This is a genomic window from Pseudomonas sp. C 49-2 (assembly GCF_003970195.1).
Classification (GTDB): domain Bacteria; phylum Pseudomonadota; class Gammaproteobacteria; order Pseudomonadales; family Pseudomonadaceae; genus Aquipseudomonas; species Aquipseudomonas canadensis.
In genome coordinates this window covers 446,881-459,697 of record NZ_RXYG01000003.1, presented here as the reverse complement: position 1 = coordinate 459,697, position 12,817 = coordinate 446,881, and the positions used below count along the sequence as shown (strand labels likewise).

Sequence of the window (12,817 nt, the reverse complement as noted above, 5' to 3'; positions counted from 1 at the left end):
CCCGCAGTGTACAGGGATCACGACCCGCGCTTACAAATCCCTAACACAGGATTTTTCCTGACCAATGCGTCAAAGCGTAGAATCCGCGGTCCTTGCGCATCCCTTTATTGGACACCTGTACGTGAACACTGCCTCTGCCACCCTCACCCGCCCCGCCCGCATCAGCCGGGAAGTCGGCGGCCTGCTGACGCTCGCCCTGCCGATCATGGTCGGCCAACTGGCCACCACTGCGATGAGTTTTGTCGATGCGGTGATGGCCGGCCGCGTCAGTCCCCAAGACTTGGCGGCGGTGGGCCTGGGCAACTCGATCTGGATCCCGGTCTACCTGCTGATGAGCGGTACGCTGCTGGCCACCACGCCGAAAGTCGCCCAACGCTACGGTGCGGGCCAGTACAGCGAAATCGGACCGCTGGTGCGTCAGTCACTGTGGCTGGCCTTGGTGGTCGGCATCATCGGCTCACTGCTACTGCTCTGCGCCGAGCCGATCCTGCATGCAATGAAGGTTGAGCCGGACCTGATCGCGCCCACCATGGGTTACCTGCATGGCATCGCCGCCGGTATGCCGGCCATTGCGTTCTATTACGTGCTGCGCTGCTTCAGTGACGGCCTGGGCCGTACGCTGCCGAGCATGGTCATGGGCCTGGGCGGCCTGGCGCTGAATATCCCGCTGAACTACATCTTCATCTACGGTCACCTCGGCCTGCCGGCCATGGGCGGCGTAGGTTGCGGTTGGGCCACGGCCATTTCGATGTGGGTGATGATGCTTGGCCTGGCCGGCTGGACCCGCTGGGGGCCGGCCTACCAGAGCAGCGAACTGTTCAAGCGTTTCGACTGGCCACAATGGGCGGTGATCAAGCGCGTGCTGGGCATTGGCCTGCCGATTGGCGTGGCGATCTTTGCCGAGTCGAGCATTTTTGCGGTGATTGCCCTACTGCTGGGCAGCTTGGGAGCCACGGTGGTATCCGGTCATCAGATCGCGCTGAACGTCAGCTCCCTGGTGTTCATGATCCCCTACTCCCTGAGCATGGCCGTCACTGTGCGGGTCGGCCAGGCCCTAGGGCGTGGCGAACCGCGTGAAGCCCGCTTCGCCGCAGGTGTCGGCATGGGCACGGCGCTGGCCTACGCCTGCCTGTCCTGCAGCCTGATGTTGCTGTTTCGCGAGCAGATTGCGGCGATCTATACCCCGGACCCGGTGGTCATTCACTTGGCTTCGACGCTGATCGTGTTCTCGGCACTGTTCCAGTTTTCCGACTCGATCCAGGTCACGGCGGCTGGCGCACTGCGTGGTTACCAGGACACCCGAGTGACGATGGTACTGACCTTGTTCGCCTATTGGGGCGTTGGCCTGCCGGTGGGTTACGCCCTGGGGCTGACGAATTGGCTGGGCGAGCCGAGCGGCCCAAGCGGCTTGTGGCAAGGGCTGATCGTGGGCCTGAGCTGTGCGGCGGGGATGTTGCTGGTACGCCTGGCGCGCAGTGCACGCCGGCGCATTCGCGCCGACAAGGCGCGGGTTTAAGCGGACTTCTTGCGGATCCAGTACAGGTACGTACCGGCCTGCTCCTGCTGATCCACCAGTTCGTGGTCAAGGAACACGCAGAACTTGGGGATATCGCGGCGCGTGGACGGGTCGGTCGCGATCACCTTGAGCAAGCCGCCGGGCACCAGGTCGCGGATGTGCTGGTGCAGCATCATCACGGGCTCTGGGCAATTCAAGCCTGTTGCATCTAGGGTGCCGTCGACGGCGGTGTCGAAAATATCGCTCATGATCTACTCCTGAAACTGGCCGCCAGTCTACCGGGCCTTGGTTTTCTTCACATCCACCAACCGACGCAGGTGGCAGGTCACTTCCTCTCGGTCGTGGTACAGCTGCTTGCAGCCGATCTCCACGCGGATGCCGCGCGCTTTGAAGCCGTCTTCGATGCGCTCCAGCAAGCGCTTCACTTCGGCATACCGCTGCTTCATCGGCAACTTCAAGTTCACCACCGCCTCGCGGCAATGCCCCTCGCCGATCCAGGTTTCCAGCAGCGCGGCGTTACGCGCCGGTTTTTCGACGATGTCGCAGACCATCCAGTCAACCGGCTGCTTGGGCACGAAGGTGAAACCGTCGGCCATCAAGTGCTGCACCAGGCCAGTGTCCATCAGGCTTTCGGCCATCGGGCCGTTATCGATGGCGGTCACCAGCATGCCACGGTTGACCAACTGCCAGGTCCAGCCGCCGGGCGCTGCACCGAGGTCGACGCCCGTCATGTCGCCGTGCAGGCGCTCGTCCCACTGGTCGCGGGGGATGAAGTGGTGCCAGGCCTCTTCCAGCTTGAGGGTCGAACGGCTGGGCGCTTCGCGGGGGAATTTCAAACGCGGAATACCCATCGGCCACATCGCCGAGTTGTTCGACTCGGCCAGGCCCATGAACACTTCGCGGCCACTCTTGAAGGTCAGCAGCAGGCGCGGCTTGCTCGGGTCGTCCACCAGCTTGCCGGCGTTCAGGAGGGCTTTGCGCAGGTGCACTTCGAATTTCTTGCAGAAGTTCGACAGTTCCTTGCCGTCGTTGGTATCGACCATCTCCAGCCACAGGCTGCCACACACCGGGAATTCGCGCAGGTGGGCGAGGATCACGCTGATGCGGTCCGTTTCCGGCAGGTCGATGAACACCCCGCGCGCCCACTGCCGAGGAAAAATCAGCTCGGCAAAGCGTTGGCCGTGCATCAGGCGCTGGGCGCCGTCTTCTTCGGTGCAGACAAATTCGGCGCAGGCGCTGCCGGTCTTGGCCTTGGCGTAGCCGGAAACGTTCAGGCGCGCGGCGAGGTCCGCGATCTCGGAACAGACTTCGCCTTCAAAACCCGGGCGGCAGTGCATAAAAAGGGTGTTCATCAACTCTCCAAGTGAATCAACTGACGTTGCGCTGTCGCAATGCCTGTCATGAAAACCCGCGCATGATAACGGAGTTCGGAACCTTGGACTTAACGATAGAGTCCAGTTATTAGCCTGCTAATGAAAACAGGGCTAAGTTGATAGCTCTGTTCGTCCCGTCAGGTCCGTAGCCGTGCGGACCATAAGGAGTCGTGTCATGTCATCGCTTGATAGCCTGAGAACCCTTAAGACCCTTGAAATAGACAGCAAAACCTACCACTACTTCAGCCTGCCCGAAGCCGCCAAGAGCCTGGGTGACCTGGACAAGCTACCGATGTCACTGAAGGTGCTGCTGGAAAACCTGCTGCGCTGGGAGGACAACAAGACCGTCACCGGCGCCGACCTCAAGGCCATTGCCGCCTGGCTCAAGGAACGCCAGTCCGACCGTGAGATCCAGTACCGCCCCGCCCGTGTGTTGATGCAAGACTTTACCGGCGTCCCCGCCGTGGTCGACCTGGCCGCCATGCGCGCCGCCGTGGCCAAGGCCGGGGGCGATCCGCAGCGCATCAACCCGCTATCGCCCGTGGACCTGGTAATTGACCATTCGGTGATGGTCGACAAGTTCGGCAACGCCGACGCCTTTGAGCAGAACGTCGACATCGAAATGCAGCGCAACGGCGAACGCTACGCTTTCCTGCGCTGGGGCCAGAGCGCCTTTGACAACTTCAGTGTGGTGCCACCGGGCACCGGCATCTGCCACCAGGTCAACCTCGAATACCTCGGCCGCACCGTGTGGACCAAGGACGAAGACGGTCGCACTTACGCCTTCCCCGACACCTTGGTCGGCACTGACTCCCACACCACCATGATCAACGGCCTGGGCGTACTCGGCTGGGGCGTGGGCGGGATCGAAGCGGAAGCGGCGATGCTCGGCCAACCGGTGTCGATGCTGATCCCGGAAGTGATCGGCTTCAAGCTCACCGGCAAATTGAAGGAAGGCATCACCGCCACTGACTTGGTGCTGACCGTGACCCAGATGCTGCGCAAGAAAGGCGTGGTGGGTAAATTCGTCGAGTTCTATGGCGACGGCTTGGCCGACCTGCCGTTGGCCGACCGCGCCACCATCGCCAACATGGCCCCGGAATACGGCGCCACCTGCGGCTTTTTCCCGGTGGATGAGGTAACACTGGACTACCTGCGCCTCTCCGGCCGTCCCGCAGAAACCGTGAAGCTAGTCGAGGCTTACACCAAAGCCCAGGGCCTGTGGCGCAACGCGGGCCAGGAGCCGGTGTTCACCGACAGCCTGGCCCTGGACATGGGCAGCGTCGAAGCCAGCCTGGCCGGGCCGAAACGCCCGCAGGACCGTGTGGCGCTTCCGAATGTCGGCCAAGCCTTCAGCGACTTCCTCGACCTGCAATTCAAACCCACCAACAAAGAAGAGGGCCGCCTGGAAAGCGAAGGCGGTGGCGGGGTTGCCGTGGGCAATGCCGACCTCGTCGGCGAAACCGACTATGAATACGACGGCCAGACCTATCGCCTGAAAAACGGCGCGGTGGTGATCGCCGCGATCACGTCCTGCACCAACACCTCCAACCCCAGCGTGATGATGGCGGCCGGTCTGGTGGCGAAAAAGGCCGTGGAAAAAGGCCTGACACGCAAGCCGTGGGTTAAAACCTCTCTGGCGCCAGGCTCCAAAGTGGTTACCGACTATTACAAAGCGGCGGGCCTCACCCAGTATCTGGACAAGCTCGGCTTTGATTTGGTGGGTTACGGCTGCACCACCTGCATCGGCAACTCCGGCCCGCTGCCCGAGCCGATCGAAAAAGCCATCCAGAGGGCCGACCTTGCAGTGGCGTCTGTGCTGTCGGGTAACCGCAACTTCGAAGGCCGCGTGCACCCGCTGGTGAAAACCAACTGGTTGGCTTCGCCGCCGCTGGTGGTGGCGTATGCCTTGGCGGGCACCGTGCGCATCGATATCAGCAGTGAACCGCTGGGTAACGATCAGGATGGCAAGCCGGTGTACCTCAAGGACATCTGGCCAAGCAGCAAGGAAATCGCGGATGCCGTGGCTCAGGTCAGCACCGGTATGTTCCACAAGGAATACGCCGAGGTATTCGCCGGTGACGAGCAGTGGCAAGCCATTGAAGTGCCACAGGCCGCCACCTACGTGTGGCAGAAAGACTCGACCTATATCCAGCATCCGCCATTCTTCGACGACATTGCCGGGCCTCTGCCGGTCATCAAAGACGTCAAAGGCGCCAACGTGCTGGCGCTGCTGGGCGACTCGGTGACCACCGACCACATCTCCCCGGCCGGCAATATCAAGACCGACAGCCCCGCCGGTCGCTACCTGCGTGAACAAGGCGTGGAACCGCGCGACTTCAACTCCTACGGCTCACGCCGGGGCAACCATGAAGTGATGATGCGTGGCACCTTTGCCAATATCCGTATCCGCAATGAAATGCTCGGCGGCGAAGAAGGCGGCAATACGCTGTACATCCCCACTGGCGAGAAAATGCCGATCTACGATGCGTCGATGAAATACCAGGCGTCGGGCACACCGCTGGTGGTGGTGGCCGGCCAGGAATATGGCACCGGCTCCAGCCGCGACTGGGCAGCCAAGGGCACCAACCTGCTGGGCGTCAAGGCGGTGATCGCCGAGAGTTTCGAGCGGATTCACCGCTCCAACCTGGTGGGCATGGGCGTGCTGCCGTTGCAGTTCAAGCTGGATCAGAACCGCAAGTCGCTCAAGCTCACCGGCAAGGAGAAGATCGACATTCTCGGTCTGACCGAGGTGGAGATCGTGCCGAGGATGAACCTGACGCTGGTGATTACCCGGGAGGATGGCAGCAGCGAGAAGGTCGAGGTGCTGTGCCGGATCGATACGCTCAATGAGGTGGAATACTTCAAGTCGGGCGGCATCTTGCACTACGTGCTGCGCCAGTTGATCGCCTCTTAAGAACGATAGATGTCAAATGTGGGAGGGGCGGTGCGACGGTTCGACTTGCCCCCTCCCACAATTTCAACTGCATTTCAAATCAGCCGAACAACCACTTCCACAGCAGCACCAGCACCACCACCGCCAGCACCGGCCGAGCAATCCGGTAAGCCTTCGGATGCTTGCGCTTCCACTGCTTGACCACGCCGCTGAACTTGTCACTGAAGGTCTTGCTCCAGGCATACGCCTGGTTGATCCCGCCCACGCGCTCGTCATCCAGGTTCTGCGGCGCAGTGGCGCGCCCCAATTGCTTGCTGACCCAACGGTTGACGCGGGTCATCACGCGGTTGCTCAGTGGCCGCTCGATGTCGCAGAACAGGATCACACGGGTCTGCTCGGTTTCGTTCTTGACCCAGTGCACGTAGGTTTCGTCGAACATCACGTCTTCACCGTCACGCCAGGCGTAGACCTGGCCGTCGACAAAGATGCGGCAGTCGTCAGAGTTCGGCGTCGACAGGCCCAGGTGATAACGCAGGGAACCGGCAAACGGGTCGCGGTGCGGGTTGAGGTGGCTGCCGCCCGGCAACAGCGCGAACATCGCGCCCTTGACGTTGGGAATGCTGCTCACCAGCGCCACGGTTTTCGGGCACAGCGCCTCGGCCGACGGCAGGGGTTTGTCGTACCACTTGAGGTAGAAACGCTTCCAGCCCTTCTTGAAGAACGAGCCGAAGCCGGCGTCGTTGTTCTTTTCGGCCGCGCGGATGTATCCCTCGTCGAACAGGTGCATGGCCTCTTCGCGGATCACTTCCCAGTTGTCCTTGAGCACATCCAGCTCCGGGAACTTGCTGCGGTCCAGGTACGGCTTGGACGGCACGGCCGAGAACAGGTACATCAAGGCGTTATACGGGGCGAACAGCGCCGAATGGTTGACGAACTGGCGCAACAGCGGCAAACGCGCCTTGCCGCGCAGGTGCACATACAACGTGCTGCCGATAAACAACGCCAGCACCGACAGCTTGGCGGCCAAAGAAAAGGTCATGCAGCAACTCCTGGAAATAAGCGCCTGGCCAACAGCAGACGTAGCAGCCGGCCATGATAAACAGTTGGGCCATTATGCAGAAGGCCCGGGCTTTCGGCGCTGACTCAAATCAAGCCTGGTTTTCTTGCTCGGTAAACAAATCGCTGAACAGCATGCTCGACAGGTAGCGCTCACCGGAGTCCGGCAGGATCACCACGATAGTCTTGCCCTGCATCTCCGGTTTCTCGGCCAAGCGTACCGCCACGGCCATCGCGGCGCCGCAGGAGATACCGCACAGAATCCCCTCTTCCTGCATCAGGCGCAGGGCCATGGCCTTGGATTCGTCGTCGGTCACCAGTTCCACACGGTCAACCATCGACAGGTCAAGGTTCTTCGGCACAAACCCGGCGCCGATGCCCTGGATCTTGTGCGGGCTGGGCTTGATCTCTTCACCGGCCAGCGCCTGGGTGATCACCGGCGACACAATCGGCTCGACCGCCACCGACAGGATCGGTTTGCCCGCGATGTTCTTGATATAGCGCGACACACCGGTGATGGTGCCGCCAGTGCCCACCCCCGCCACCAGCACGTCCACGGCGCCATCGGTGTCATTCCAGATTTCCGGACCGGTGGTTTTCTCGTGGATCGCCGGGTTGGCCGGGTTTTCGAACTGAGCCGGCATGAAATAGGTGGCGGGGTCGCTGGCAACGATTTCGCCGGCTTTCTCGATCGCACCCTTCATGCCCTTGGCCGGCTCGGTCAGCACCAGCTCGGCGCCGAGTGCCTTGAGCACCTTGCGTCGCTCGATGCTCATGGAGGCCGGCATGGTCAGCAGCAATTTGTACCCACGGGCGGCGGCGACGAATGCCAGGCCGATGCCGGTGTTGCCGGAGGTGGGTTCGACAATGGTCATGCCCGGCTTGAGTTTGCCGGTGCTTTCAGCGTCCCAGATCATGTTTGCGCCAATGCGGCACTTCACCGAGTAACCTGGGTTACGCCCTTCGATCTTGGCCAGGATGGTCACGCCACGCGGTGCGATCCGGTTGATCTGAACCAGGGGCGTGTTACCGATGGAGTGCGCGTTGTCTGCAAAGATGCGGCTCATGACGGGTCCTATTGGGCGGTGTTCAGGAAGGCCACAAGGGTATGCCTCGTGCCGCGAAGCGTCCAGTCGGAGGAACGTTGCACGCTTCACAACAGTCCATCCCCTATACGGACAGAGGACCCTCCCCATGAAACGTCGCTACAGCTGGCCACTATGGACCGTTGCCGGATTGCTGGTGGTGCTGGTTGCCCTGAGCATCGCCCTGCCCTACCTGGTGCGCAACTATTTGAATGAGAAGCTCGCTGATATGGGCGACTACCGCGGCCAGGTTACCGATGTGGACCTGGCCCTGTGGCGCGGCGCCTACAGGATCAACGGCCTGGAGATCATCAAGGTCGATGGCAAAGTGCCCGTACCGTTCGTCAAGGCGCCGTTGATCGACCTGGCGGTGAGCTGGCACTCGCTGTGGTACGACCATGCGGTGGTCGCCAAGGTGCGCTTTATCAACCCCGAAGTGAACTTCGTCGACGGCGGCGCCAACAAGCAGGCGTCCCAGACCGGTAAGGGCACCGACTGGCGCGAGCAATTGAGCAAGCTGGCCCCCATCACCCTCGACGAGGTGCGCATCGAGGACGGCAAGATCACCTTCCACAACTTCAACTCCAAACCACCGGTCAACATCAATGCCACCGAGGTCAACGCCAGCTTCTATAACCTGACCAACGTGGTCGACGTCAAAGGCAAGCGCGACGCCCGCTTCGAGGGCAAGGCGCTCCTTCAGGGCCAGGCGCCGCTGGAAGCCACCGCCACCTTCGACCCGCTGAGCAATTTCGAGAACTTCGAATTCCGTTTTCGCGCGAAGGACCTGCAGCTCAAGCGCATGAATGACTTCGCCTCGGCCTACGGCAAATTCGATTTCAAGGCTGGCACCGGCGACGTGGTGATCGAAGCCCAGGCGGAAAAAGGCCAGTTGACCGGCTATATCAAGCCGCTGATGCGCGATGTGGAAGTGTTCGACTGGCAACAGGACGTGGAGAACAAGGACAAGAACATCTTCCGCTCGATCTGGGAGGCCGTGGTCGGCGCCAGTGAAACCGTGCTGAAAAACCAGGCGAAAAACCAGTTCGCCACCCGTGTTGAACTCAGTGGCAGCGTGCACCAGCAAAATGTCAGCGCGTTCTCCGCGTTTTTGGCGATTTTGCGCAATGGGTTCATCCAGGCGTTCAATGCGCGCTATGAACAACCCAAGCCGTCGGCGGATTGATCGTGACTGGTCATTCAGAGACTGAATAAGCCGCCTGCGTTCACAGTCGCCGGGGCTGCGCGGTATAGTCCGGGCATTGATGAATGCGAGGAAACACCGATGAAGTTCGAAGGCACCCAGGCCTATGTGGCTACCGATGACCTGAAACTGGCCGTCAACGCCGCCATCACCCTGGAGCGGCCGCTGCTGGTCAAGGGCGAGCCCGGCACCGGCAAGACCATGCTCGCCGAGCAATTGGCCGAGTCCTTCGGTGCCAAGCTGATCACCTGGCATATCAAGTCCACCACCAAGGCCCACCAGGGCCTGTACGAGTACGACGCGGTCAGCCGTCTGCGCGACTCGCAGCTGGGCGTGGACAAGGTGCATGACGTGCGCAATTACCTGAAAAAGGGCAAGCTCTGGGAAGCCTTCGAGTCTGAGGAGCGGGTGATCCTGTTGATCGATGAAATCGACAAGGCCGACATCGAGTTCCCCAACGACCTGCTGCAAGAACTCGACAAGATGGAGTTCTACGTCTACGAAATTGACGAGACCATCAAGGCCAAGAAACGCCCGATCATCATCATTACCTCCAACAACGAAAAAGAGCTGCCGGACGCGTTCCTGCGTCGCTGCTTCTTCCACTACATCGCCTTCCCAGACCGCACCACCTTGCAGAAGATCGTCGACGTGCACTACCCCGACATCAAGAAAGACCTGGTCAGCGAAGCGCTGGACGTGTTCTTCGACGTGCGCAAAGTACCGGGCCTGAAGAAAAAGCCCTCCACCTCCGAACTGGTGGACTGGCTCAAGCTGTTGATGGCTGACAATATCGGCGAAGCCGTGCTGCGCGAGCGCGACCCGACCAAAGCCATCCCGCCGCTGGCCGGTGCGTTGGTGAAGAACGAGCAAGACGTGCAGTTGCTGGAGCGTCTGGCGTTCATGAGCCGTCGCGGTAATCGCTGATGCTGCTCAACCTGTTCAACGAGATGCGTGCCGCCAAGGTACCGGTGTCGGTGCGCGAGCTGCTCGACCTGATCAACGCGCTGAAAATGCGCGTGACCTTCGCCGATATGGACGAGTTCTACTACTTGGCCCGGGCGATCCTGGTCAAGGACGAGCGGCATTTCGACAAGTTCGACCGGGCCTTCGGCGCTTATTTCAATGGCCTGGAAAAACTCGACGACCACCTGCAGGCGTTGATCCCCGAAGACTGGCTGCGCAAGGAATTCGAACGTTCGCTGACCGATGAGGAACGCGCGCAGATCCAGTCGCTGGGTGGCCTCGACAAACTCATCGAGGAATTCAAGAAACGCCTGGAAGAACAGAAGGAACGTCACGCCGGCGGCAACAAGTGGATCGGCACCGGCGGCACCAGCCCCTTTGGCTCCGGCGGCTATAACCCGGAAGGCATTCGCGTCGGCGATGCCGGCAAGCGCCAGGGCAAGGCCGTTAAGGTGTGGGACCAACGCGAGTACAAGAACCTCGACGACCAGGTTGAACTGGGCACGCGCAACATCAAGATCGCCCTGCGCCGCCTGCGCAAATTTGCGCGCCAGGGTGCTGCGGAAGAGCTGGATATTGACGGCACCATCGACCACACCGCACGTGACGCCGGGTTGCTGAATATCCAGATGCGCCCGGAGCGGCGCAACACCATCAAGCTGCTATTGCTGTTCGATATCGGCGGCTCGATGGATGCCCACGTGAAGATCTGCGAAGAGCTGTTCTCGGCGTGCAAGACCGAGTTCAAGCATTTGGAGTACTTCTACTTCCACAACTTTGTCTATGAGTCGGTGTGGAAGAACAACCAGCGCCGCACCTCGGAACGCACCTCGACCCAGGATTTGCTGCACAAATATGGCGCGGACTACAAAGTGATCTTTATCGGCGATGCGTCGATGGCGCCGTATGAAATCACCCAGGCCGGCGGCAGCGTCGAGCACTGGAATGAGGAGCCGGGCTATGTGTGGATGCAGCGCTTCATGGCCAAGTACAAGAAGCTGATCTGGATTAACCCGTATCCGAAGGACACCTGGGGGTATACCGCGTCGACGGGGATTGTGCGGGAGTTGGTGGAGGATCAGATGTATCCGCTGACGCTGCGCGGGTTGGAAGAAGGGATGCGGTTCTTGTCCAAGTAAACCGCTAGCCTTCGGAGGAACCGAATATCCGCTCTACATGAGTTGATATGATTTGGATTGGCACCCGTCGTGCCATCCGAACACCAGAAAATTCCTGCTGAAACGTTGGACCAGTTCCTTATCCACAAGATTGATCCGACCGTCGTTATTTACATCCCAACTTAAAGAGGCTCCCTTACCGGAGCCATCACCGCTGATATAAAGGGCAGCCGTATAGGCAAGCGTTTCATCGTAGAAGTCCAGATAAACCACATCAGGCTTATTGTTATCGTCGATATCATAAGCGCGCAAGATCAAGAATCGCATATGGCAAATCAGTTGAGGGCAGAGCCGATAGGCTGGCATTGCTACCGCTGAAGCTCGATACCCTAAACCTGATAGGAAGAGTCAGCCACTTCTGACACCTCTGTGCGACTGCAGCGTTGCACACACGAACGCGCCGATTGTGTTGCTCAATGATCGGCAGACCATTGTTGGTTACCCGCGTTTAGGTGCGCTGGCGCGGCTGGCGCAGTGTCTGCCGGGGTAGAAAGTTCGGTTGGTACCGGTGGTTCAAGAGACTGCGCACCGTCAACACATTCAGTATTTGCAGCGGTTTCGCTGATTTTGTAGGAACTCGGCATCGCTGATGCGAGTTTCCCCGTCGGCGCCTCAAAGAGGTCGGAATTGACTGACGGTTTCTGGCGAGGTCGGTGAATCGACGTCAAACCGTACAAATGGGAGCCTATTGTCTTCTTCCTTTACCGGTTTTCTTTATGCGCTTCTTGATCTTGCGTGCTCACGATGTCTACGACAGCAACAAACCCGATGTGGTTTACCTGGACTTTCACGATGAGGCTCTTGCCCAGCCTGTTGTTTTAAAAGCCACCCTCTTCGATATCAATAATGACGGCAAACTTGAATGGAGCCTGGCCGACGACGTCAATAACAACGGCGTGGTCGACAGGCTGGATGAAGTGATGGCGCTTGAATTCGCGCAGCAATTCATTGAGTTCAATTGGTTCAGCCTGGATGCGCCCTTCGTTAAATACCTGAAGATTTTTGCCGAAGACTTTGACGCCAACGGCATACCCGATACCGTGCGCCTGCATTTTCATGAAGGCGAGGGTGTTCCTCGTGATGAAACTATTGTCTATACGGCTGCGTTTTACACCAACGGCGACGGTTCCGGTGCGGGTACGCCAATTAGTTGGGATTTGAATAACGACGGTAAGTCCAACATTGTTGACACAGAGCTGGTCCGTCGTTTTACTCGAAATTTTCTAGTCTTCGACTGGCATGATGCACACACATGCAAGCCTTCGAAAAAACCGCGTAAGCCGCCAGTACCGCGCCCACGCAAAAAGTGCTGAGCAATACTGGGCGCTTATTTGGACAAGAACCGCATCCCTTCCCCCAGGCCGCGCAAGGTTAGCGGTTACATCTGACCCTCGATCAGTTTCCGAACGATATTGATCGAGGCGGTATACCCCCACGTGTCCTTGGGATACGGGTTAATCCAGATCAACTTCCTGTACTTGGCCATGAAGCGCTGCATCCACACATACCCAGGTTCCTCGTTCCAGTGCTCAACACTAAAACG

Annotated in this window: 11 protein-coding genes and 2 pseudogenes; 7 read left to right on the top strand and 6 right to left on the bottom strand. The window is 59.7% G+C overall.

Features of this window, described 5'->3' with window-relative positions:
- Positions 1 to 121 precede the first annotated feature (121 nt).
- The gene (locus tag EJ576_RS08535; RefSeq protein WP_126570036.1) at positions 122 to 1,516 is read left to right on the top strand and encodes an MATE family efflux transporter; all 1,395 of its coding nucleotides are present in this window, start codon (positions 122 to 124) and stop codon (positions 1,514 to 1,516) included.
- Here the strand turns inward: EJ576_RS08535 and tusA are convergent.
- Entirely contained in the window at positions 1,513 to 1,764 is a 252-nt protein-coding gene (gene tusA / locus EJ576_RS08530) for a sulfurtransferase TusA (RefSeq protein ID WP_126570035.1), read from the bottom strand. The two genes, EJ576_RS08535 and tusA, sit on opposite strands and share 4 nt — an antisense overlap.
- 27 nt (positions 1,765 to 1,791) lie before the next feature.
- Positions 1,792 to 2,868 (bottom strand): 23S rRNA (cytidine(2498)-2'-O)-methyltransferase RlmM, encoded by a 1,077-nt coding sequence (gene rlmM / locus EJ576_RS08525; RefSeq protein WP_016975248.1) that lies wholly within the window; start codon positions 2,866 to 2,868, stop codon positions 1,792 to 1,794.
- A gap of 196 nt (positions 2,869 to 3,064) precedes the next feature.
- On the opposite strand from rlmM, the gene acnA reads away from it, so the two are divergent.
- The gene (gene acnA, locus EJ576_RS08520) at positions 3,065 to 5,806 is read left to right on the top strand and encodes an aconitate hydratase AcnA (RefSeq protein ID WP_122724967.1); all 2,742 of its coding nucleotides are present in this window, start codon (positions 3,065 to 3,067) and stop codon (positions 5,804 to 5,806) included.
- Positions 5,807 to 5,885: 79 nt separating this feature from the next.
- Here acnA and EJ576_RS08515 read toward each other — a convergent pair whose 3' ends face one another.
- Positions 5,886 to 6,824, bottom strand: a complete 939-nt coding sequence (locus tag EJ576_RS08515) for an aspartyl/asparaginyl beta-hydroxylase domain-containing protein (RefSeq protein WP_028619405.1) — start codon at positions 6,822 to 6,824, stop codon at positions 5,886 to 5,888.
- 109 nt (positions 6,825 to 6,933) lie between these two features.
- Positions 6,934 to 7,908 carry a cysteine synthase A gene (cysK, locus tag EJ576_RS08510; protein WP_010212098.1) on the bottom strand — a complete coding sequence of 325 codons (975 nt, stop codon included), beginning with the start codon at positions 7,906 to 7,908 and terminating at the stop codon, positions 6,934 to 6,936.
- 127 nt (positions 7,909 to 8,035) lie between these two features.
- Here cysK and EJ576_RS08505 point away from each other — a divergent pair, with 127 nt between their 5' ends.
- The 3 genes from EJ576_RS08505 (at position 8,036) to EJ576_RS08495 (ending at position 11,235) form a co-directional block, all read left to right on the top strand.
- On the top strand, positions 8,036 to 9,112 hold the full coding sequence (locus tag EJ576_RS08505; RefSeq protein ID WP_126570034.1) for a DUF748 domain-containing protein: 1,077 nt from the start codon (positions 8,036 to 8,038) through the stop codon (positions 9,110 to 9,112).
- 99 nt (positions 9,113 to 9,211) lie between these two features.
- Entirely contained in the window at positions 9,212 to 10,057 is an 846-nt protein-coding gene (locus tag EJ576_RS08500) for a MoxR family ATPase (RefSeq protein WP_003210690.1), read from the top strand.
- A complete protein-coding gene (locus EJ576_RS08495; RefSeq protein ID WP_016975243.1) occupies positions 10,057 to 11,235 on the top strand; it encodes a VWA domain-containing protein in 1,179 nt (392 codons plus the stop codon). Before EJ576_RS08500 ends, EJ576_RS08495 begins: the two co-directional genes overlap by 1 nt.
- A gap of 33 nt (positions 11,236 to 11,268) precedes the next feature.
- On the opposite strand, the gene EJ576_RS08490 is transcribed toward EJ576_RS08495, so the two are convergent.
- Complete coding sequence (locus EJ576_RS08490; protein ID WP_126570033.1) at positions 11,269 to 11,541, bottom strand: hypothetical protein; 273 nt, start codon at positions 11,539 to 11,541, stop codon at positions 11,269 to 11,271.
- Positions 11,542 to 11,671: 130 nt separating this feature from the next.
- Here EJ576_RS08490 and EJ576_RS08485 point away from each other — a divergent pair.
- Together EJ576_RS08485 and EJ576_RS08480 are read left to right on the top strand one after the other, a co-directional pair.
- Positions 11,672 to 11,839 (top strand): annotated as a pseudogene (locus tag EJ576_RS08485) (allophanate hydrolase); the annotation flags it as partial.
- A gap of 151 nt (positions 11,840 to 11,990) precedes the next feature.
- Positions 11,991 to 12,587, top strand: coding sequence for a hypothetical protein (locus EJ576_RS08480; RefSeq protein WP_126570032.1), 597 nt, complete (start codon positions 11,991 to 11,993; stop codon positions 12,585 to 12,587).
- A gap of 65 nt (positions 12,588 to 12,652) precedes the next feature.
- Here the strand turns inward: EJ576_RS08480 and EJ576_RS29930 are convergent.
- Positions 12,653 to 12,811 (bottom strand): annotated as a pseudogene (locus EJ576_RS29930) (hypothetical protein); the annotation flags it as partial.
- Positions 12,812 to 12,817: the final 6 nt, after the last annotated feature.

Coding starts and splice junctions, on each gene's coding strand:
- cysK (WP_010212098.1), bottom strand. CDS start 7,908: ATGAGCCGCATCTTTGCAGACAACGCGCACTCCATCGGTAACACGCCC.
- acnA (WP_122724967.1), top strand. CDS start 3,065: ATGTCATCGCTTGATAGCCTGAGAACCCTTAAGACCCTTGAAATAGAC.
- EJ576_RS08490 (WP_126570033.1), bottom strand. CDS start 11,541: ATGCGATTCTTGATCTTGCGCGCTTATGATATCGACGATAACAATAAG.
- EJ576_RS08480 (WP_126570032.1), top strand. CDS start 11,991: ATGCGCTTCTTGATCTTGCGTGCTCACGATGTCTACGACAGCAACAAA.
- EJ576_RS08500 (WP_003210690.1), top strand. CDS start 9,212: ATGAAGTTCGAAGGCACCCAGGCCTATGTGGCTACCGATGACCTGAAA.
- tusA (WP_126570035.1), bottom strand. CDS start 1,764: ATGAGCGATATTTTCGACACCGCCGTCGACGGCACCCTAGATGCAACA.
- EJ576_RS08515 (WP_028619405.1), bottom strand. CDS start 6,824: ATGACCTTTTCTTTGGCCGCCAAGCTGTCGGTGCTGGCGTTGTTTATC.
- rlmM (WP_016975248.1), bottom strand. CDS start 2,868: ATGAACACCCTTTTTATGCACTGCCGCCCGGGTTTTGAAGGCGAAGTC.
- EJ576_RS08505 (WP_126570034.1), top strand. CDS start 8,036: ATGAAACGTCGCTACAGCTGGCCACTATGGACCGTTGCCGGATTGCTG.
- EJ576_RS08495 (WP_016975243.1), top strand. CDS start 10,057: ATGCTGCTCAACCTGTTCAACGAGATGCGTGCCGCCAAGGTACCGGTG.